This window comes from Actinoplanes lutulentus (assembly GCF_003259845.1).
GTDB classification, from domain to species: Bacteria; Actinomycetota; Actinomycetes; order Mycobacteriales; family Micromonosporaceae; genus Actinoplanes; species Actinoplanes lutulentus.
In genome coordinates, this window is record NZ_QLMJ01000014.1 from 69,465 (window position 1) to 88,637 (window position 19,173).

The window sequence follows — 19,173 nt, forward strand, 5'->3', positions numbered from 1 at the left end:
GCTCAGAATGAAACTGTCGTTGTTCCGGCTCACCTGAACCAAATCGGTAACCGGCGACGTAACTATCATGGCGGTCATGATCTTGAGGCCGGTGCGTCGCGACGAGTTGTCCCAGGTCCTGGCGTTCTGGCAGGAGGCGGCGGAAAACGACGTCCGCCCGGTCGACACCCTCGCGGCGGTCGAGGCCCTCGTCGACCGTGACCCGGACGCGCTGATCGTCGCGGTTCTCGACGAGGTCGTCGTCGGCACGATCGTGGCCGGATGGGACGGCTGGCGCTGCCATCTGTACCGGCTCGCGGTCGCGCCGTCGCACCGCAGGGAAGGCATCGGCGGCCGGTTGATCGAGGCGGCCGAGCAGCGGTTCCGCGAGCTGGGCGGTACCCGCGCCGACGCCATGGTCCTCGACCACAACACCAAGGCGCACGGCATCTGGGCAGCGCACGGCTATTACCAGCAGGGCGAGTGGTCCCGCTGGGTGAAGCCGCTCTAGTACAGGTGGGTGCGCTCGTCGAGGAAACGCGACGGGGTGCCGCCGAAGACGCCGATGGCTCCGAATGCGAGGTTCAGCGTGTCGAGGCGGTAGCTCCACTCGCCGTCGCGCAGGTGTGCGATCCGATAGTTGATCTGCCAGCGCAACCACTGCCCGGGCGCGAGCAGCACCATCGACCCGCGGTACCACCGGGACGGATTCATGTCCGGCTCGGGGACGAGTTCCACACTCAGCAGCCGACCGGCCGGGCGCAGCGAGACCCGGGACGGATCCGGCAATTCGCGCCGCAGCGTGAACCGGGGGTCGAAGTCGTCCCACTCCGCCATGTCGATCTCGTGCAGGATCGGCGTGCCGGCCTCCGGGACCGGAAACGCGATCGGCATCGCATTGCGCCGCGCGGCTGCTTCCCCGCCGCGCGACTGTTTCGTCCATGCAGTTCGTACCCACTGGGCGACGATGTCCACATCGGGATCGTCGCCCGAGCCGACCCGGTTCGGCGAGTGGGATTCCCCGTTCAGGGGAGGGAAATCAGCGGCCCAGCGCTGCGAGCGTGGTCCGCACCTGGCCGACCGGGTCCGGGCCGAGGGGTCGCAGCACCAGCGTGCTCATCCCCGCGTCGGTGATCGCCTGCACCTTGGCCGGGATCTGTGCCACCGGGCCGATCAGCGAGAACAGGTCCGACGGGTCGACGCCGAGCCACTCGGACTGGATGCGTACCAAATCGCCTGTGATCTTTTCGGCGTCAGCCGAATCGTCGTTGACGTGCAGGAACACGAAAACGATCGCCTCATGATCGGGTTTGGCGCCGCCCTCGCGCACGTGCGCGAGCGACTCGCTCAGCTGCACCGGGCCGTTGCCCTCGGCGATGATCGTCCCGTCCGCGACCCGGCCGGAGAGCGCCAGCGAGAGCGGCTTGACCACGCCGGTGACGATCGGCGGCACGACCTTGGGCGGGTGCACGAGTTTCACTCCATCGATGTGCACCTCGCGGCCGTGCAGCGTCACCGTCTCGCCGTTCAGCAGGCCGCGGGTCGCGACGATGCTCTCTTCGAGCAGGGCGAGTTTCGACTTGTGATCGGCGCCGACCTGGCGCATCCAGCCCGCGACGCCATGACCGAGGCCGGCGACGACGCGGCCGGGGTAGACCCGGGCGAGCATCGCCAGCTCCATGGCGAACAGCGCCGGGTTGCGGAGCGGCACCGGCGCGATGCCGATGCCGACCCGGATCCGCGAGGTGGCGGCGAGGGCCAGCGCCACCGTGCTGATCGCCCCGGCCCAGCCCAGATCCTCGACGACCCAGAGGTCGTCGACGCCGGCCTCCTCCATCGCCTTGGCGTAGGCGGGCAGTTCCTCGGGGGCACGGTCGCGGTCGAACATCACTCCGATTCGAGACATCAATCGATCCTAAGGGCGTCGGGCAGCGGCTCGGCGTGCAACACCGACAGCCGGGTCACGGCCCGGGTGAGCACCACGTAGAGGCGGTTCAGACCCTTCGGCTCGGCGGCCACGATCGCGGCGGGCTCGTGGACGATGACATGGTCGTACTCAAGGCCTTTGACCAGCGTCGCGGGCACCACCGTGACGCGCGCTTCGGACTCGGTCTCGTCGGGGGTCGCGTGCTCGATGCCCGCCGCGGTGAGGTGACCGCGGAGCCGGTCCACCGCGTCGTCCGCGGCGATGACCGAAACCGATCCCTCATGCCCGAGCGCGGCGGTGACCTCGGCGAGAGTCCGGGCGTCCAGGTCCGCGGGGTCCGGCACGGCGATCACCGCGAGGTCGCCGTCGCGGCGAAGCGACACCGCTTCCGGCACGTTCACCCCGAGCCAGGGCAGCAGGCGATTCGCCAGCGCAACAACTGCCTCGGGTACGCGGAACCCGACGGTCAGCGGCACCACGGCGGCGTCCGGCTTGCCGAGGTGCCCGAGGATCTCCCGCCAGTCCGTGGCCGCCCAGGGTGCCGTGCCCTGCGCGAGATCACCGAGCAGCGTGATCGAGCCGTGCTCGCTGCGCCGGGCGATCACCCGGGCCTGCATGGGCGACATGTCCTGAGCCTCGTCGACGACCACGTGACCGAAACTGTTCTCCCGGTCGAGGAGCCCGGCGGCCTCGTCGAGCAGCACCAGATCGGCCGTCGTGAACTTCGCCGACTTCGCGGTCTTCGGCGGCTTGGCCCAGCGGATCGCGTCCTGTTCGGACTCGGTGAGCAGGTCGCCGGCGATCGACGGGTCGGTCAGCACGCCGGCGACCAGCGTCTCCGCGGTGACGGCCGGCCAGGTCGACTCAAGGAACTCGGTGACCGGCCCGATCTTGCTCATCTTGCGCAGCCAGGTCTCGTTGGGGGAGTTGCCGGTGCGGTACTCCGACTGGCGTTGCAGCAGGCCGACGACGCGGGCGCGGACACGTTCCCGGCCGACCGCGTACGGCAGGCCGTCACGGCGTGCCTCGTCGACGATCCGGCGCAGCGGCTCGGTGTCGATCCGCCAGCGGTACGAACCGTCCGACACCATGATCGGCACGGTGGGCTTGCCCAGGCGGCCCCACAGGGCTTTGCGGAGCACCTGCGCCATGCGTACGTCATGTTTGATCAACGCAGCCGGCGGCGAGTCGACCGCCTTGACCGGCACCCGGCCGATGAGTTCTTCCAGTGTGGACTGCTGAACCTCGACCTCACCGAGGGTCGGCAGGACCGCCGAGATGTACGACAGGAATGCGGTGTTCGGCCCGACGATCAGCACGCCGGAGCGGCGCAACCGTTCCCGGTGCAGGTAGAGCAGGAATGCCGCGCGGTGCAGGCCGACCGCGGTCTTGCCGGTGCCGGGCGCGCCCTGCACGCAGATCGAGTCGCCGAGATCGGCGCGGACCAGCTCGTCCTGCTCCGGCTGAATGGTGGCGACGATGTCCCGCATCGGCCCGACACGTGGGCGCTCGATCTCAGCGGTCAGGATCCGGCTGCTGGTGCCGAGCTCCTCGCCGCGATCAAGATGCTCGTCCTCGAAGCTGGTCAGATCACCTTTGACGAAGCCGAACCGGCGCCGGACGGCGACACCCTGCGGGTCACGGACGCTGGCCCGGTAGAAGCTCCGCGACAGCGGCGCCCGCCAGTCGAGGACCATCGGCTCGCCCAGGTCGTCGGTGACGTGCCGCCGCCCCACGTGATAGGCGGCCTCGTCGATGTCGAGCCGGCCGAAGAAGAGCGGCGTCTCCGGGTCGTCGGCGAGCTCCTTGACCCGCCGGGCCATGTGCCGGCCCAGCTGCTCGGCGGTGTACGCGTCGCCGGCGACCTTGTCACCCGCGGCGAAAAGCGACTGCGCCCGGTCACGCATGCGGCGCAGCGCGGCCCGGGACTCGATGAGATGGGTACGTTCGGCGGCGAGCTCAGTATCCAGATCGGTGGGCACAGATCATCCCCAGAGAATTCGAGGGCTGCTGCTCGCGTATCCGCAGGACAGGTAGGCCGCCGGCGGCGCGGGGACGCCCGCTGCGGTGCATTGTCACCACGGCCGTCAAGCGGCCCTCCACGCTACGCCTTGACAGCCGTCTGTCCACCGAATTAGCGACTGCCAGTCGAGATATCCTGAGATATCAAAGGGGGTGTGGAGATGGATCTATTGATTCGTGACGTTCCCGACGAAGTGGTGGCTGCCATGGACGCCGAGGCCAGGCGCCTCGGCCTCTCCCGCAGCGAGGTCCTGCGGCGAACCTTGGCGCGGGCATTCCCCCAGGAGAACCGCAAGGTGACGATGGCCGATCTGGTGAGCTTCGAAGACCAGTACGCCGGGCTCGCCGACGAGGAGTTGATGACCGAGGCCTGGCGGTGACCGGCTGGCTGATCGACAAGTCGGCCCTGGTGCGCATCTCGAAGAGCGTCGACGCCGAGGGCTGGCTCGAACGGCTCGGGCGGGGGCTGGTCCGGATAACCACCCCGACATTGCTGGAGGTCGGCTTCTCGGCGCGGTCGGGTCCCGAGCATCGCAGGCACTCGAGTCAGCCGCCGCTCTCGTTGATGCCGGTCGAGTTCATGACTCCCGCCGCGGAGCAGCGTGCTGTCGAGGTGCAGGCGCTTCTGGCGGATCAGGGCCGGCATCGGGCGCCGTCCGTTCCTGACCTGCTGGTCGCCGCGGTTGCCGAGCGATCCGGGCTCACCGTGCTGCATCTCGACAAGGACTTCGACATCATCGCTGAGATCACCGGCCAATCTGTGGAGCGCCTCCACGTGACGGGAGATGAGTGATGGCGGAGCAGGAGAGTGGGCTGGCTCAGGTGCGGATCAGCGATGCGCGGACGATGCGGGCGCTGGCGCATCCGGCGCGGATCGAGATCGTCGAGCATCTCACCGTGACCGGGGCCGCGATGACGGCGACCGAGTGTGCCGGGCTCGTCGGCCTCTCGCCGAGCGCTACCAGCTATCACCTGCGTGAGCTGGCGAAATACGACCTCGTCGAGCAGGCGCCGAGCCAGGGTGACGGCCGGGAGCGGCGGTGGCGCAGCAAGGCCGCCAACCTCATGTTCGACGCCGACGCCGAGCATCCCGAGTCGTTCGCGGCGGAGCGGGCGCTCGTCGAGCTCTACCTGGCCCGCGACAAGGACCGCATCCGCGAGTGGATGGAGCGTCAGCCGCAGGAGACGAAGCAGTGGCGTGAGGCGTCGCAGCTGATGGGCCAGCAACTCCTGGTCACCGCCGAGGAGCTGACCCAGCTGAGTGATCAGATTCGGTCGCTGCTGGAGCCCTACAAGCTGCGGACCAGGCAGGACGACGCACCCGAGGACGCCCGCCAGGTGGTGATTCAGTACGCGGCTTTCCCCGTGACTACTTGAGTCGATCAGATGTGAAGGATTACTTTCGAAGTATGTCCTTCACATCTGCCGAGTCGCGCTGGGCTGACGTCCACCTCGCCGCGACCGGACGCGCCATCTCGGTCTGCGGCGATCTGCTGGCGGCGACCACGCTCGCCCTGGTTCTTCAGGACTCCGGGCACGGTGGTCTCGCCGTCTCCGGGCTGCTCCTGGCGGCGAGCCTCCCGATCGCACTGCTCGCCCCGCTCACCGGGCGTCTCGTGGACCGTGCGGACAGTCGTACCCTCCTGGTTTGCGCGGGTCTCGCCCAGGCCGCGCTCTGCGCGGCGCTGATCTTCACCACCCAGCCGGTTTTGATCATCGCGCTGGTGGCGCTGCTCGCGTGCGGCGTCGCGGTCACCCAGCCGACCTTCGCCGCGCTGGTCCCGGGCATGGTGCGCGAGGCCGATCTGGCGCGCGCGAGCGGCCTCGTGCAGACCGCCGGGCAGATCGGGATGCTCGCGGCACCGGCCCTCGCCGGCATCCTGCTCGGTCAGGCCGGCCCGAAACTGCCACTCACGCTCGCTGCCGCGAGCTATCTCGCGCTGGTCGGAATCGGACTTCTCATTCGTACGCGTAGAGGCGCACCCACCGGGGCCACAAAACCGCCGGCCGTGTCTTTTCGGCTGCGCGACGACCGCGTGCTCACCGTGATGACCGTGGCGGTCGCCGCTGTCGTCGGCGGGGTGAGCGCGATCAACGTCTTCGAGGTCTTCTTCATCCGGGACACGCTCGGCGCCTCCACCAGCGTCTACGGCTTCGTGATGGCGTCCTGGACGGTCGGGATGCTGTCCGCGAGCCTGACCTTCGGGCGGGCGCCGCGCCGCTGGATCACCCTGCCGACGGTTCTCGCTCTGCTCGGCTTCACCTGCGCCATGGTGTGCGCCGGCGCGACCGTGTCCAGTGCCGGCTGGCTGATCCCGCTCTGGATCGTCGGCGGGGCGGCGAACGGCGCTCTCAACATCTGCACCACCGTGCTGATCGCGAGCCGGGTCCCGTCGGCGGCGCACGGCCGTGCTTTCGCCGTGACGACCGCAGCCGTGCAGGGCGCCGGGCTGACCGGCCTGCTCGTGGCCGGCCCGCTCGCCGAGGCCTTCGAGCCCCGGATCCTGGTCGCGGCCGCCGGAGCCGCCGGGATCCTGGCCGCGCTGGCGTGCCTGCCGATGGTGCGATCTGAGCCACCCGCCACCCCGGCGACCGGTGGTCGCAGCGAGATCAGGGATAACGTCGCAGCATGAGCGACAGCGTCCGTCGGCCCCGGGTCGGGCACATCCAGTTCCTGAACTGCCTCCCGATCTACTGGGGGCTGATGCGTTCGGGCGCTCTCCTCGACGTCGACCTGCACAAGGACACTCCGGAACGGCTCAGTGCCGCGCTGGTCGCCGGTGATCTGGACATCGGGCCGATCACCCTCGTCGAATACCTGCGGCACGCCGACGAGCTGCTCCTGCTGCCTGACCTGGCGGTCGGCAGCGACGGGCCGGTGCTCTCGGTCAATCTGGTCTCCACCCGGCCTCCGGCCGAGCTCGACGGGCGGCCGGTCGCGCTCGGTTCCACCTCGCGGACCGGCGTCCTGCTCGCGCAGATGCTTCTGGCCGAGAGGTACGGGGTGGAGCCCGAGTACTTCCGCTGCCCGCCCGACCTGTCGCAGATGCTGATGGAGGCCGACGCCGGCGTGCTGATCGGCGACCCGGCCCTGCGCGCCATGTACGAGGCGCCCGCCCTCGGCCTCCAGGTGATCGACCTGGCCGACGCGTGGAAGGAGTGGACCGGGCTGCCGATGGTGTTCGCCGTCTGGGCGGTCCGCAAGGACTTCGCAGCCGCACACCCGGGCCTGGTCAAGGACGTGCACGAGGCGTTCCAGCGGTCCCGCGACCTGGCGCTCAAGGAACTGGACGAGGTCGCCGAGGCCGGCGCCCGGTGGGAGCCGTTCGACGCGGCCACCCTCGCCAACTACTTCCGGGCGCTGGACTTCTCGCTGGGTGAGCGGCAGATCGCCGGGCTGCGCGAGTTCGCCCGGCGTGGAGCGCTGCGTGGCGAGGTGCCGGCGCTTCCCGAGGACGGGCCCCACTTCGCCGACGTCTAGTTTTCGTCTCTCCTTCATCGGAGAGGTTCCCTGGTCCTCCCCGGTCGCCTTTAGGATCCTCGGACTTCCCGCCGTTGATCTCTGAGATCGGTGACCATGCGTCTGCGTACTCTGTTCCATCGTCTTGCCCTGTCCGCACTGGTCAGTGGCCTGGCCGTGACCGGTCTGGCCCTGCCCGCGCAGGCCGCCGAGGAAGAGTTCCCGTTCGTGGCGGTGCTTGGCCCGGAGACGGTCACCGTGATCAGCGGGCAGTCGAAGACGGTCGAGCTCGACATCTACAACCTGACCACCATCGCGGCGAAGGACGTGGTCCTGAGCTTCGGCACCAAGGCCAAGCCGATCGGCGCGGACCTGGGGTTCACCCCGCCGGAAGGCTGTGACCAGACCACCTGCGACCTGGGCGACGTCAAGCCGGGCGAGCGGCGCAAGGTCAAGTTCTCGGTGAAGCCGGTGGCCGGCGCCGGCCCGGCGATTCATGTTCCCGTCGCCACCTGGGTCGGTGGCCTGCCGAGCTTCGAGACCTCGATCGCGGTGGTGCAGACCGCCAAGGGCGGCGTCGACCTGGAAGTCAGCGACATCGCGAACCTGAAGGTCGGCCGGGGCAAGAGCGCGAACGTGCCGTTCGAGGTACGCAACACCGGCAACCGTGATGTCGAGGCGGTCGGCCTGTTCGTCTTTACGGCGTACTCCGACGTGGTCCCGGTGCTGAACTACCGCAACTGCCTCGTCGACGACGAGCTCGGCGGCGTCATCTGTGTCATCGACGAGCCGCTGGCGGGTGGCGGCACGTTCACCCTGCCCGAGTCGGCCCCGCTGCGGATCAAGGTGAAGCCCGACGCGCCAGGCCCGTACGAATACCCGGTCATCGTCGGCGCGGTCGGCCTGAGCGGCGATTACCTCGATGACTTCGCGCGCAAGACCGCGGGCGCGGCCGGCGCGGAGCTGAAGCTTCAGTCGGTGCCCACGGCGTCAGCCGACGAACCGGCCGGGATCGACGACCTCAACCCGGACGACAACCTCGCCGATTTCACGGTGGCGGTGCCGAAGTCGGCGGCGGACAGCAAAGCCATCGGCGGCGTCTTCGAGGGCAGTGCCGGGCAGACCGTGTCGGTCGAGGTCGGCGTACAGAACCTGGGCCCGACCGGGACGGTTCCGGCGAGCTTCCAGTGGTTCCCGTACGTCCACGTCACGATGCCGACCGGCGTCGCGCTGAGCGAGATCGACGAATCGTGCCTGGCCGGGACGTCGCCGACTGAACTCAGTGACATCGAGTCGCTGGACGGCCGGGATTACGTCTGCGCGCTGGACGGCGTGGCCAAGAACGCCAAGGCGACCTTCACCTTCACCGGCGAGATCAGCGAGGGTGAGCACGCGCCGGGGACCGTGACGGTCGACGGCGGAGTGCAGGACGCGAAGAGCGGCAACGACACGGCGGCTCTCACGGTGAAGCTGACCTCGGGCGGCGAGGGTGCCGGTGAGGCGCTGCCGATCACCGGGGCGCCGGCCGGCCTGCTCGCTGGTGGGGGTGTGGCGTTGCTGCTCGCGGGCGTGATCGCGTACCGAATGGCCCGTCGTCGCCGGATCATCACCGTCGTCGAGTGAGAGTTTGCAGGCCGGGAGCAACGCTCCCGGCCTTGCTCGTCAATTGAGGATCGTCTCCAGCGCCACGATGTCGGCCGCGGTGAGTTCCCAGGACCCGGCCGCCGCGTTCGCCTGGACCTGCTCGGCCGTGGTGGCGCCGGCGATCACGCTGGTCACCGCGGGCAGCGCGGCAAGACCGGCGATCGCGACGTCGAGCAGGCTGTGGCCCCGCTCCGCACCGAACGCGGTCAGCGCCTCGATGGTGTCCCAGTCGGCCTCCTCCAGCCAGGGCGTGTAACGGTCCTGGGACAGGCGGGTGCCGGCGGCTGGCGGCTCGCCACGGCGGTACTTGCCGGACAGCAGGCCGGAGTCGAGCGGGAAGAACGGCAGCAGCCCGAGGCCGAACTGCTCGCAGGCCGGGACCACCTCCGCTTCGGCCTCCCGGTGCAGCAGGCTGTACCGGTTCTGCGCGCTGATGAACCGGGTCTGCCCACTGGTCCGCGCGGTCCAGTCGGCGTCGGCGATCTGCCAGCCGGAGAAGTTCGAGTTGCCGAGGTACCGGACCTTGCCGGAGCGGACCAGGTCGTCCAGCGCGGCGAGCGTCTCGTCGATCGGGGTGGCCGGGTCCGGCTCGTGCATCTGGTAGAGGTCGATGTAATCGGTCTCCAGCCGGCGCAGCGACGCCTCGACGGCCCGGGTGATGTACCGCCGGGAGCCACGGGCGCCGAAGTCGCGGCCGTTCAGGCCCTCCATGTTCATACCGAACTTGGTGGCGAGAACCGCTTCCTCGCGCCGGCCCTTGAGAGCGGCGCCGAGCAGCTCTTCCGAGGTGCCGTGCGGGGCGCCGTAGATGTCCGCCGTGTCGAACAGCGTGATGCCGGCGTCGAACGCCGCGTCGACCACCTCGCGGGTGCCCTCGGCGTCCAGCTTGCGGCCGAAGTTGTTGCAGCCGATGCCGACGACGGACACCACGAGGCCCGAGTCGCCCAGCCGGCGGTAGGTCATCTCACTCACGGTCGTTAACTCCAATATTGGTTGTCATCTATTGACACGACATGTCACCTCTCGCAAAGTTGAGGGCACTCCCGGTAACCTCACAGGCCGCCGCGTCCATCGTGGACTCGCCCACGATCGGTTCACGATGGGCGCGGCCCGGGGTGTCATTCCTCAGCTTTGCCCAGGTCTCGGTACGCGGCTCGGAGCGTGTCCACCAGCGGGATGTGCCGCACCTTCACTGGCGGCGGGTCGAGCGCCCGCAACAGCAGCTCCGGCGGCGTGCCACCCCGGGCCGGGCGTTCCCGCAGCCGGCCCAAACTGATCCCGGGCGCGTAGAAGTCGGCCAGCCGGTCGTCCAGCGGCTCCTCCTCGATCGCGAGCGGGTCCGCCATCTCCTCGTCCGGCTCGGGGGTGCCCCGCAGGTCGTCGAGGAGCGTGTCCCGGCCCCGGCCACGCCAGGCGAGCACCAGGAACGGATCGTCGTCGAAGGCCTCGGCCAGCACGTAGAGCGCCGCCGAACCGTGCTTGCACGGGATGCCCCAGTCCGGGCAGGAGCAGGAGATGTCCAGCTCCGAGGGGAACAGCGGCATGCCCAGGTCGGTGAAGAGCTCGACGATCTCGTGCGGCATCTCACCGGCCAGCAGCGCCGCCCGGTACAGCGCCCGGCTGCCGAGCGCCTCGGTGATGTCGGTCCACTGCGCCTCGTCGTAGGCCGGGATCCGGATCTCGACCTGGTAGGGCACCGGGCGCGAGCCTTGCACGCGAGCGGTCACCCGGCCAGGCGCAAGGGCAAAATCCAAGACCTGACCCTTACGAGCGTACGTTCGTCCGCGCGCCAGCCGCCCCGGCTGGCAGACGCCTTCAAGCCAGTCCACGAACCGCCGTGACCACCACTGCTCGCCGATCTTGCCGCGCTGTGCCCGGACCGCGAGCCCGCCGTCCACCTCGATCGGGCGCCCGGCTTCGTAGAACCGCCCGCTCTGGTCGACCGGCATATCAGCTCACCGCCCCGGGGCCGAGGGAGAACAGCTCACGCAGCTGATCGGTGTCCAGGTCGGTGACCCAGTCCTCGCCGGTGCCGACGACCGAGGAGGCGAGCGCCTTTTTCCGCTCGATCATCTGGTCGATCTTCTCCTCCAGCGTGCCGGTGCAGATGAACTTGCGAACCTGCACGTCACGGGACTGCCCGATGCGGTACGCCCGGTCGGTGGCCTGGTCCTCGACCGCCGGGTTCCACCACCGGTCGAAGTGGACGACGTGGTTGGCCGCGGTGAGGTTGAGGCCGGTGCCGGCGGCTTTCAGCGAGAGCAGGAAGATCATCGGCTCGGTGCCGGTCTGGAACCGCTCGACCAGCTCGTCGCGGCGTGCCTTGGTGAGGCCGCCGTGCAGCCAGAGCACCGGCCGGTCGAGCTGAGCCGTGAGGTACGGCTGGAGGAGGGTGCCCCACTCGGCGTACTGAGTGAAGACCAGGGCCTTGTCGCCGTCCTCGACGATCTCCTCGGCGAGTTCTTCGAGGCGGGCCAGCTTGCCCGAGCGGCCGGGCAGGCGGGAGCCGTCCTTGAGCAGGTGGGCGGGGTGGTTGCAGACCTGCTTGAGTTTCATCATCGCGGCGAGCACGTTGCCCCGCCGCTGGATGCCCTCGCTGTTCTCGATCTCGGCCATCATGTCCTCGACAACGGCCTGATAGAGGGTGGCCTGCTCGGGGGTGAGCGAGCACCACACCTTCATCTCGTTCTTCTCCGGGAGGTCCGAGATGATGCTCTTATCGGTTTTGAGGCGACGCAGCACGAACGGGCCGGTCGCCCGCTTCAGCGCGGCGGTGGCGTCCTCGTCCTGCCGGTTCTCGATCGGCTCCTGGAAGCGGCGCCGGAACCGTTTCGCCGGCCCGAGCAGTCCCGGGTTCACGAAATCCATGATGGACCACAGCTCGGCCAGATGGTTCTCCACCGGGGTGCCGGTCAGGGCGAGACGGGTACGCGCCTTGATGGCCCGCACGGCCTGGGACTGCCGGGTCCCGCTGTTCTTGATCGCCTGAGCCTCGTCGCAGGCCACCCGGCCCCAGCTGACCTCACGTAACGCGTCGAGGTCACGCAGCGCGGTGCCGTACGTCGTGAGCACCAGGTCGGCTCCGGCCACCGCCTCGGTGAAATCGTCGCCGCGCAGACGGGTGCCGCCGTGGTGCACGTAGACGCGCAACGAGGGCGCGAACCGGGCCGCCTCTTTCTGCCAGTTGCTGACCAGCGACATCGGGCAGATGAGCAACGTCTTCTGAGAAGGATCGGCCAGGTTTTCGGTGAGCAGCAGGGACAGCGTCTGCGCGGTCTTGCCGAGGCCCATGTCGTCGGCGAGGATCCCGCCCAGCCCGAGCCGGCTGAGGAAGGCCAGCCAGGAGAGGCCGCGTTCCTGATACGGCCGCAGCGTCCCGTGGAAACCGGCCGGTGTGGGCAGCGGAGTCAGGCGTTCCGCGGCCTGCCCGGACAGCAGGTCACCGAGCATGCCGTCGGCGTCGATCTCGACGAGCGGCAGATCCTCGTCGCCACCGTCGACCACCTGCTGGAGCACCTCGCCCGCGGTGAGCTCACCCTCGCGCCGCCGGCTCACCGCCTTGAGCGCCGCTTTGAGCTGGCGATCGTCCAGCTCGACCCACTGGCCGCGGACTCGCACGAGTGGAACCTTGAGCCGGGCCAGCTCGGCCAGCTCCTCGGCGCTCACCGTGCTCTCGCCGATCACCAGGTCGATCCGGAACTCGACCAGCTCGGCCAGGCCGAACCCGGAGTCGGCGACAGCCCGGGACGCGCCGGCCTTGGATTTCGGTTTCGACCGGGTGGTGAGCTTGAGGCCGACACCCTTACGCCCGGCCCAGGACGGCAGCTGCACGCCGAAACCGGCCGCCTGCAACAGCGGAGCCACCTGGCGCAGGAACTCGAACGCCTCCCCGGTGGTCAGCGGCATCGCGGCCGGCCGCTGCTCCAGCAGGGCCATGTGCAGCAGCGGGAAGAGCCGGACCGCCCGGCCCAGCCCGGCCAGCAGCGCCTCGTCGGGACGCCGGGGCAGGCCGGGGAACCGGTCGCCGTCCCATAGCGCGGCGGCCGTGAGATAGAGGCTCGGATCGTCGGCCGACTGGAGCGCGAACTCCAGCGCCCACTCGTCGGACTCGACGCCCGGCTCGATCAGCCGGAAACTGACCCGGATCGGGCCGTTGGCCGCGTTGGCGGCCCGCATCCAGTCGTCGAGCGCCTGACGTAGCTCGCGGACCTCGCCGCTGGGCGCACCGGGCAACGCCGGATCGTCGGTGGTCAGAGCGGAGAGCCAGCGATCGGGCAGCGGCGCTTTCGGCCCGGGCCGCATGCCGGCCAGGATCCGCTCCGGCATGACGTCGCGCGCGGCCACGTCGACCAGCGCTTCGAGCGTCTCCCGCACGATCCGCCCGGCCGGATGACCGGCGGTTTGATCCGCCCCCGGCTTGCCAGCCCCCGGATTTCCGGGCGCCGGCTTTCCGGATGCGGAGGTGACGATCGCGCGGGCCACCGGCGGGATGCCGGTCGCGAAATCGCGGAAGGTCACCGCGTCGGCCCCGGTCAGCACCGGCCGCCAGCGCGCCGCCGGAACACCGGCCTCGACAACCAACTGCGGCAGCATCCGTCCGCGTCGAGCGAGATCGCACGCGTAACCCGCGAGCAGGCAGAGATAACGCAACGACGGCCCGGCGACCCACGAACCGCCCGGGTCGGGCTCGGCGAGGGTCGCGAGCACCGGCGTGGCGGCCTCGGCGGGCACGGTGAGCACCGGGATCGCCCAGGCGGCGAGCCGGAGCCCCCGGGGTGGTCTCCCGGCCTCGGTGTCGATCGCGGCCGCGGCGGCAGCCTCGGGTGAGGGGAGCGGGCCCTGTGCGGTGCCGGGCAACGAGACGGTCGCGGTCTCACCCGCCGCGTCGACCACCGGCTCGCCGAGAGCCGCACGCAGCATGTCGGCGGAGACAGCGAACGGATGCGGACGCGAGCGAGCCCGGGACGCCGAGGTCAGCGGCATCGCCGGGTCCTCGGCCCAGAGCACGAGCCGGCCGGGACCGCCCGCACCCGGAACCCAGCCGCCATGAACGACCAGCACCGCGACCCCCTGCCTGGACCTTTATCTGTACGGCGTACACAATAGCGCCATGGGCGAAGCGCGCCGAACCATCGACCTGCTCTGGTTCCCGGAGCCGGTGGAGAAAAAGCGGGGCCGCCGTCCCGGGCTGAGCGTTGCGCGCATCGTCGATACCGGCATCACTCTGGCCGACGCCGAGGGCCTGGAGTCGGTGACGATGCGGCGTGTCGCGCAGGAGCTGGGCGTCGTCCCGATGACGCTCTACACCTACGTTCCGGACAAATCCACCCTGCTCGACCTCATGCTGGACCGTCTCTACCTGGAGATGCCCCGGACCGAGCTGCTGGGCCGGCCCTGGCGAGAGCGGCTGACCGCCATCGCCGAGGAAAATCACCTTCTCCTCACCGAGCATCCCTGGGCCGCCACCCTGCCGGCCGGGCGGCCGCCGCTCGGACCGGGCCTGACGGCGAAATACGAGCACGAGCTGCGCGCTTTCGACGGCTGCGGCCTCGACGACCCGCAGGCCGACGCCGCGTTGACCTTCCTGATCGGATTCGTGCAGACATCGGCGCGCGCGGCGGCCGAGACACGCGCCGCGGCGTACGCGTTCGGCCTGGGCCGCGTGCTCGACGGACTGGCCGCCCTGATCGATCGGTGACCCGCGCCGCTGACGGGCCAGGCGGACGAGACGTACGCTTCGAGTCGTGACCGCGAATCCGGAGATCGACAGCATCCTGCAACGCGGCGCCGACGGCGGGCGGATCACGCCCGAGGAGGCGCTGCTGCTCTACACGCAGGCCCCCTTCCACGCCCTGGGCGAGGCGGCCGACGCGGTCAGGCGCCGGCGTTACCCGGACGGCATCGTCACGTACCTGATCGACCGCAACATCAACTACACGAACGTCTGTGTGACGGCCTGCAAGTTCTGCGCGTTCTTCCGCGCGCCGAAACACAAGGACGGCTGGTCGCACCCGACCGAGGAGATCCTGCGGCGCTGCGGCGAGGCGGTCGACCTCGGTGCCACCCAGGTGATGCTCCAGGGCGGCCACCACCCGGACTACGGCGTGGCGTACTACGAGGAGCTCTTCTCCTCGGTCAAGCAGGCGTACCCGCAGCTCGCGATCCACTCGATCGGCCCGAGCGAGATCCTGCACATGGCCAAGGTCGACGGCGTCTCGATCGAGGACGCGGTGCTCCGGATCAAGGCGGCCGGGCTGGACTCGATCGCCGGCGCCGGCGCCGAGATGCTGCCCCTGCGGCCCCGCAAGGCGATCGCCCCGCTCAAGGAGAGCGGCGAGCGCTGGCTCGAGGTGATGACCGTGGCACACCGGCACGGGCTTTCCTCGACCGCGACCATGATGATGGGCACCGGCGAGACGAACGCGGAGCGGATCGAGCACATCACGATGATCCGTGGCGTGCAGGACAAGGCCGTGGCTAACGGTTACCGCGACGACGCCGTCGAGCAGACCCACGATGTGGGTGGGTTCCGCGCGTTCATCCCGTGGACGTACCAGCCGGAGAACAACCACCTGAAGGGCCGCACCCAGGCGACCACGGTGGAGTACCTGCGATTCATCGCGGTCTCCCGGCTGTTCTTCGACAACGTCGCGCACCTGCAGGCGTCCTGGCTCACCACCGGCAAGGACATCGGTCAGCTCTCGCTGCACATGGGCGTCGACGACCTGGGTTCGATCATGCTGGAGGAGAACGTGATCTCCTCGGCCGGCGCCAAGCACCGGTCGAACCTCCAGGGCCTGATCTCGATGATCCGCACGGCGGACCGCGTCCCCGCGCAGCGCGACACCTGGTACCGCCACATGGCCGTGCACCGCACGGCGGCGGAGGACCCGACCGACGAGCGCGTGCAGTCGCACTTCTCGTCGATCGCGCTCCCGGGCGGTGGCAAGGGCCGCACTCTGCTGCCTCTCGTGGACGCTTCCTGACCCCTTTGGGGGGTGGTCGTCGGCCGTTCGGCCAGGTTCGGGTCGTCGGACCGGTGAGGGCGGGTTGCTCCTTCGTAACGAGGCCGCTCGTTGCCTGTACCGGGTCGTTCCCGCTGGTTACGTTGCCTGCGTAGGGATTGAACTTCTTATGCGTCGCAGGCCGCGGTCAGGGTCGGTGACGAGCAGTCGGACCCGACCGATGGCGGTCGTATATATAACGCACAAGGCACGGGCGGGATGGGAAACCATCCCGCCCGTTCTGTCTTCCCGGTCTCGGGGCAGTATGGGTTTGTGACGCGCGCAGACCTGGACAAGCAGCCCCATGAGGTCGCCGAGATGTTCGACGGCGTGGCGAGCCGATACGACCTCACCAACACCGTGCTCTCCTTCGGTCAGGACCGAGGCTGGCGCCGCGCCACACGGGCCGCTCTCGCCCTGCGGCCGGGTGAGCGTGTCCTGGACGTGGGCGCGGGCACCGGCGTCTCCACCGAGGAGCTGAGCCTGTCCGGCGCGTTCGCCGTCGGTGCCGATCTCTCGGTCGGGATGCTGCGGGCCGGCCGGGCGACCCGACCGGACGTGCCGCTGCTCGCCGGTGACGCGCTGCGACTGCCGTTCGCCGACGCCACCTTCGACGCGGTGACGATCTCCTTTGCGCTGCGTAACGTCGTGGACACCACCGCTGCGCTGCGTGAGTTCGCCCGGATCACCCGTCCCGGCGGCCGGCTGGTGGTGTGCGAGTTCAGCCACCCGACCAACGCGGCGTTCCGGACGCTCTACATGTCGTACCTGATGCGCTCGTTGCCGACGGTGGCCCGCGGTGTCGCCACCAACCCGGATGCCTACGTCTATCTCGCCGAGTCCATTCGCGCCTGGCCCGATCAGCGGGGCCTGGCCGCGCGAATTGCCGAGTCGGGGCCGTGGGACCGAGTCGGCTGGCGGAACTTGACCGGTGGAATTGCTGCCCTACATCGTGCTACTAGGGTGTAAATCCAGACATTCGGCGTACAAGGCCGCCAATGGCTGTTTAGCTCGGGCCATGACCAATATCGGGCAACTCGAGGACACCGACATCGACATCGCGATCGACGAGGGCGAGGCCGGCGAGCGCCGTGCGACCGAGCTGGCAAACCGTCTTCGCCTGGTCGCGGCCGAAGATCCACTGCTCGCTCAAGACCTGGTTGAAGGCCTGATCGTGGCGTTGGATCGGGCGATGGGCGGAACCATTCGGGATCATCTGGACGGACCCGCTCTCGGCGTGGCGGACAAGGTTCTCTCCGACCCTGAACAGGTTCGGTAGCCACGCCGAAACAATTAGGCAGACCTAAGCGCAAAGATCTTCGATAGTCGGCCTACACTCCGATCGAGGCATGCTTGTGAACTAATTCACGAGCACTGCACGAGATGGAGGTTGGACCGTGAGCGACCACGGAACAGGTTCGATCGTCGCCGATGAGGCGGACGTGATCGTGGTCGGAGCGGGGCCGGGTGGCTCTGCCGCGGCCTACCACCTCGCGAGGCACGGCGTACGCGTGCTGCTGCTGGAGAAGACCGAGTTCCCGCGCGAGAAGGTCTGTGGTGACGGCCTTACGCCGCGCGCGGTTCGCCAGCTGATCCGCATGGGTGTGGACACTTCGGAGAAAGCCGGCTGGCTGCACAACCGCGGCCTGCGGGTGATCGGCGGCGGTGTCCGGATGGAGCTGGACTGGCCGGATCTCGCCAGCTTTCCGAACTACGGCCTGGTCCGTACCCGTCTCGACTTCGACGACCTGCTGGCCCAGCGCGCGGTGGAAGCCGGCGCGCTGTTGCGCACCGGTGTGAACGTCACCGGGCCGGTGTTCGACGAGGACGGCTACGTGATCGGCGTCCAGGCGAAAGCCGACGGCGAACCGGTCGAGTACCGCGCACCGCTGGTGATCGCCGCGGACGGCGTCTCCGGCAAGTTCCCGCTCGCCCTCGGCCTGGCCAAGCGTGACGACCGCCCGCTCGGCGTGGCGGTCCGGCGCTACTACCGCTCGGCCGCCAAGGCCGACGACAACTACCTCGAGTCCTGGTTGGAACTGCGCAGCGCGCAGGACCCGGGCCGGCTGCTCCCTGGGTACGGATGGATCTTCGGGCTCGGCGATGGCCGGGTCAACGTCGGTCTGGGCATCCTCAACTCGTCCGACGCGTTCGGCAAGACGAACTACCGCGCACTGCTCACCGACTGGCTCGGGAGCACCCCGGAGGACTGGGGTCTGCGCGAGGAGGCGAACGCGGACGGACCGACCCTCGGCGCCGCGCTCCCGATGGGCTTCAACCGGGTTCCGCACTACACCCGCGGCGTCCTGCTGGTCGGCGACTCGGGCGGCATGGTCAACCCGATGAACGGCGAGGGCATCGCGTACGCGATGGAGTCCGGCGAGCTCGCAGCCGAGATCGCGGTGCAGGCGCTTGCCCGTCCGGCCGGCCCCGAGCGCGAAAGGGCCCTCCGGGCCTACCCGGCAGAACTCAGTATCCGGTTCGGTGGTTACTACCGGATCGGAGGGATCTTCGTGAAGCTGATCGGCAACCCGCAGATCATGCGGGCCGCGACGAAGTACGGCATGCCGCACCCGACGCTCATGAAGTTCGTCCTCAAACTCCTGGCCAACCTGACCGACCCCCGGGACGGCGACGCCATGGATCGCATCATCAACGGTTTGACGAAGGTGGCGCCCGCCGTCAGGTGACGGAATCGGGCACCCCGAGCAAAGGGATACAAAAGCGCAGGAACTAGTGTGAAGCGGCTAACAGTCGCACGGGAGTGAACATGACGGTCAACCCTTATGTCCCGATCGTCGGGTTGCTGATCCTCGGGGCCCTCTTCGCGTTGTTCTCGGTCTCCGTCGCGCCCATCGTCGGGCCGAAGCGGTACAACCGGGCGAAACTCGATGCTTACGAATGCGGGATCGAGCCTGCGCCACAGCCCATCGGTGGCGGCCGGTTCCCGGTGAAGTTCTATCTGACCGCGATGCTCTTCATCATCTTCGACATCGAGACCATCTTCCTTTACCCGTGGGCCGTCTCGTTCGACGCGCTCGGCCTCTTCGGGTTCGTGGAGATGGTCCTCTTCATCGTCACCGTCTTCATCGCCTACGCGTACGTGTGGCGGCGCGGCGGCCTGAACTGGGACTGAT

Annotated in this window: 19 protein-coding genes; 13 read left to right on the forward strand and 6 right to left on the reverse strand. The window is 69.2% G+C overall.

All coding sequences use genetic code 11. The annotated features are described in order from the left end of the window. Window positions 1–76: 76 nt before the first annotated feature. Window positions 77–490 (forward strand): GNAT family N-acetyltransferase, encoded by a 414-nt coding sequence (locus B0I29_RS27175; protein WP_245972763.1) that lies wholly within the window; start codon window positions 77–79, stop codon window positions 488–490. On the opposite strand, the gene B0I29_RS27180 is transcribed toward B0I29_RS27175, so the two are convergent. The 3 genes from B0I29_RS27180 to B0I29_RS27190 form a co-directional block, all read right to left on the reverse strand. Further along, window positions 487–954, reverse strand: coding sequence for a hypothetical protein (locus B0I29_RS27180; RefSeq protein WP_111651937.1), 468 nt, complete (start codon window positions 952–954; stop codon window positions 487–489). The genes B0I29_RS27175 and B0I29_RS27180 overlap by 4 nt on opposite strands. Window positions 955–1,018: 64 nt before the next feature. Beyond that, on the reverse strand, window positions 1,019–1,885 hold the full coding sequence (locus B0I29_RS27185) for an LLM class flavin-dependent oxidoreductase (RefSeq protein WP_111651938.1): 867 nt from the start codon (window positions 1,883–1,885) through the stop codon (window positions 1,019–1,021). Beyond that, a complete protein-coding gene (locus B0I29_RS27190) occupies window positions 1,885–3,888 on the reverse strand; it encodes a HelD family protein (RefSeq protein WP_111651939.1) in 2,004 nt (667 codons plus the stop codon). The genes B0I29_RS27185 and B0I29_RS27190 overlap by 1 nt, the downstream gene beginning before the upstream one ends. Before the next feature lie 201 nt (window positions 3,889–4,089). Between B0I29_RS27190 and vapB the strand changes: the two genes are divergently transcribed. From vapB to B0I29_RS27220, 6 genes are all read left to right on the forward strand, one after another. Then, complete coding sequence (vapB, locus tag B0I29_RS27195) at window positions 4,090–4,308, forward strand: type II toxin-antitoxin system VapB family antitoxin (protein WP_111652109.1); 219 nt, start codon at window positions 4,090–4,092, stop codon at window positions 4,306–4,308. Next, window positions 4,305–4,721, forward strand: a complete 417-nt coding sequence (locus B0I29_RS27200; RefSeq protein WP_245972764.1) for a PIN domain nuclease — start codon at window positions 4,305–4,307, stop codon at window positions 4,719–4,721. The genes vapB and B0I29_RS27200 overlap by 4 nt, the downstream gene beginning before the upstream one ends. Next, window positions 4,721–5,305 (forward strand): ArsR/SmtB family transcription factor, encoded by a 585-nt coding sequence (locus B0I29_RS27205; RefSeq protein ID WP_111651941.1) that lies wholly within the window; start codon window positions 4,721–4,723, stop codon window positions 5,303–5,305. Before B0I29_RS27200 ends, B0I29_RS27205 begins: the two co-directional genes overlap by 1 nt. 32 nt (window positions 5,306–5,337) lie before the next feature. After that, window positions 5,338–6,561, forward strand: a complete 1,224-nt coding sequence (locus B0I29_RS27210; protein WP_111651942.1) for an MFS transporter — start codon at window positions 5,338–5,340, stop codon at window positions 6,559–6,561. Then, window positions 6,558–7,409: a menaquinone biosynthetic enzyme MqnA/MqnD family protein gene (locus B0I29_RS27215; RefSeq protein WP_111651943.1), complete on the forward strand. Its 852-nt coding sequence runs from the start codon at window positions 6,558–6,560 to the stop codon at window positions 7,407–7,409. Before B0I29_RS27210 ends, B0I29_RS27215 begins: the two co-directional genes overlap by 4 nt. A 96-nt stretch (window positions 7,410–7,505) precedes the next feature. After that, on the forward strand, window positions 7,506–9,011 hold the full coding sequence (locus tag B0I29_RS27220; protein WP_146616894.1) for a COG1361 family protein: 1,506 nt from the start codon (window positions 7,506–7,508) through the stop codon (window positions 9,009–9,011). Window positions 9,012–9,050: 39 nt separating this feature from the next. Here B0I29_RS27220 and B0I29_RS27225 read toward each other — a convergent pair whose 3' ends face one another. The 3 genes from B0I29_RS27225 to B0I29_RS27235 form a co-directional block, all read right to left on the reverse strand. After that, a complete protein-coding gene (locus B0I29_RS27225) occupies window positions 9,051–9,995 on the reverse strand; it encodes an aldo/keto reductase (protein ID WP_111651945.1) in 945 nt (314 codons plus the stop codon). A 155-nt stretch (window positions 9,996–10,150) separates the two neighbouring features. Beyond that, the gene (locus tag B0I29_RS27230) at window positions 10,151–10,981 is read right to left on the reverse strand and encodes an SWIM zinc finger family protein (protein WP_111651946.1); all 831 of its coding nucleotides are present in this window, start codon (window positions 10,979–10,981) and stop codon (window positions 10,151–10,153) included. Window position 10,982: 1 nt separating this feature from the next. Beyond that, window positions 10,983–14,093 (reverse strand): DEAD/DEAH box helicase, encoded by a 3,111-nt coding sequence (locus B0I29_RS27235; protein ID WP_111651947.1) that lies wholly within the window; start codon window positions 14,091–14,093, stop codon window positions 10,983–10,985. 49 nt (window positions 14,094–14,142) lie between these two features. Between B0I29_RS27235 and B0I29_RS27240 the strand changes: the two genes are divergently transcribed. The 6 genes from B0I29_RS27240 to B0I29_RS27265 all read left to right on the forward strand — a co-directional run bounded on the left by B0I29_RS27240 (window position 14,143) and on the right by B0I29_RS27265 (window position 19,172). Next, window positions 14,143–14,730 carry a TetR/AcrR family transcriptional regulator gene (locus B0I29_RS27240; RefSeq protein WP_111651948.1) on the forward strand — a complete coding sequence of 196 codons (588 nt, stop codon included), beginning with the start codon at window positions 14,143–14,145 and terminating at the stop codon, window positions 14,728–14,730. Between the two features lie 46 nt (window positions 14,731–14,776). Continuing rightward, on the forward strand, window positions 14,777–16,018 hold the full coding sequence (gene mqnC, locus B0I29_RS27245) for a cyclic dehypoxanthinyl futalosine synthase (protein ID WP_111651949.1): 1,242 nt from the start codon (window positions 14,777–14,779) through the stop codon (window positions 16,016–16,018). A gap of 237 nt (window positions 16,019–16,255) precedes the next feature. Beyond that, window positions 16,256–17,005, forward strand: a complete 750-nt coding sequence (locus B0I29_RS27250) for a demethylmenaquinone methyltransferase (protein ID WP_111651950.1) — start codon at window positions 16,256–16,258, stop codon at window positions 17,003–17,005. A 49-nt stretch (window positions 17,006–17,054) separates the two neighbouring features. Further along, window positions 17,055–17,315, forward strand: coding sequence for a hypothetical protein (locus B0I29_RS27255; RefSeq protein WP_111651951.1), 261 nt, complete (start codon window positions 17,055–17,057; stop codon window positions 17,313–17,315). A gap of 118 nt (window positions 17,316–17,433) precedes the next feature. Continuing rightward, complete coding sequence (locus B0I29_RS27260; RefSeq protein WP_245972765.1) at window positions 17,434–18,726, forward strand: geranylgeranyl reductase family protein; 1,293 nt, start codon at window positions 17,434–17,436, stop codon at window positions 18,724–18,726. Window positions 18,727–18,806: 80 nt separating this feature from the next. Next, on the forward strand, window positions 18,807–19,172 hold the full coding sequence (locus B0I29_RS27265) for an NADH-quinone oxidoreductase subunit A (RefSeq protein ID WP_111652111.1): 366 nt from the start codon (window positions 18,807–18,809) through the stop codon (window positions 19,170–19,172). Window position 19,173 lies beyond the last annotated feature (1 nt).

What these genes read in the sequence shown, in the direction of transcription:
- B0I29_RS27175 (WP_245972763.1), top strand. Translation starts at nt 77, where the DNA reads ATGATCTTGAGGCCGGTGCGTCGCGACGAGTTGTCCCAGGTCCTGGCG.
- B0I29_RS27185 (WP_111651938.1), bottom strand. Translation starts at nt 1,885, where the DNA reads ATGTCTCGAATCGGAGTGATGTTCGACCGCGACCGTGCCCCCGAGGAA.
- vapB (WP_111652109.1), top strand. Translation starts at nt 4,090, where the DNA reads ATGGATCTATTGATTCGTGACGTTCCCGACGAAGTGGTGGCTGCCATG.
- B0I29_RS27205 (WP_111651941.1), top strand. Translation starts at nt 4,721, where the DNA reads ATGGCGGAGCAGGAGAGTGGGCTGGCTCAGGTGCGGATCAGCGATGCG.
- B0I29_RS27210 (WP_111651942.1), top strand. Translation starts at nt 5,338, where the DNA reads ATGTCCTTCACATCTGCCGAGTCGCGCTGGGCTGACGTCCACCTCGCC.
- B0I29_RS27215 (WP_111651943.1), top strand. Translation starts at nt 6,558, where the DNA reads ATGAGCGACAGCGTCCGTCGGCCCCGGGTCGGGCACATCCAGTTCCTG.
- B0I29_RS27220 (WP_146616894.1), top strand. Translation starts at nt 7,506, where the DNA reads ATGCGTCTGCGTACTCTGTTCCATCGTCTTGCCCTGTCCGCACTGGTC.
- B0I29_RS27225 (WP_111651945.1), bottom strand. Translation starts at nt 9,995, where the DNA reads ATGACCTACCGCCGGCTGGGCGACTCGGGCCTCGTGGTGTCCGTCGTC.
- B0I29_RS27230 (WP_111651946.1), bottom strand. Translation starts at nt 10,981, where the DNA reads ATGCCGGTCGACCAGAGCGGGCGGTTCTACGAAGCCGGGCGCCCGATC.
- B0I29_RS27240 (WP_111651948.1), top strand. Translation starts at nt 14,143, where the DNA reads ATGGGCGAAGCGCGCCGAACCATCGACCTGCTCTGGTTCCCGGAGCCG.
- B0I29_RS27250 (WP_111651950.1), top strand. Translation starts at nt 16,256, where the DNA reads ATGGGAAACCATCCCGCCCGTTCTGTCTTCCCGGTCTCGGGGCAGTAT.
- B0I29_RS27255 (WP_111651951.1), top strand. Translation starts at nt 17,055, where the DNA reads ATGACCAATATCGGGCAACTCGAGGACACCGACATCGACATCGCGATC.
- B0I29_RS27265 (WP_111652111.1), top strand. Translation starts at nt 18,807, where the DNA reads ATGACGGTCAACCCTTATGTCCCGATCGTCGGGTTGCTGATCCTCGGG.